Source organism: Streptococcus sp. HMSC077D04, assembly GCF_001808785.1.
GTDB classification, from domain to species: domain Bacteria; phylum Bacillota; class Bacilli; order Lactobacillales; family Streptococcaceae; genus Streptococcus; species Streptococcus mitis_BX.
Genome location: NZ_KV794503.1, coordinates 645 through 947, shown reverse-complemented (window position 1 = coordinate 947; position 303 = coordinate 645). Strand labels below are relative to the sequence as shown.

General features: G+C 38.3%; 1 pseudogene. It reads right to left on the bottom strand.

Features of this window, described 5'->3' with window-relative positions:
* Positions 1 to 126 precede the first annotated feature (126 nt).
* Positions 127 to 303, bottom strand: a pseudogene (locus tag HMPREF2701_RS11680) (replication initiator protein); the annotation flags it as partial.

Here is a 303-nt window from a genome sequence, read left to right as displayed (position 1 = left end):
ACCTGAAAATAAATCAATAAATCTCATTTCTTGATCACCCCTTTCTTATCGACTATCATTGTCAGAACTGTCACTCCACTTGAAATGACAATGAGCATAACTAATATCCACTCGATTGGCGACATTTTAACCACCTCCTTTTCTAACACGGTTATTCCAAACGGAATATAGACCATTAAACACAAATTCAGCAAGGACTTCCGCTCGTCTAACAAAGCGAACATTGTCAAGAGCATACTGATAGATTCTCTCAAAATCAGTCATAGCAATGTCACTGGCTGTTTCAGAAAAACCCTCTCGTCT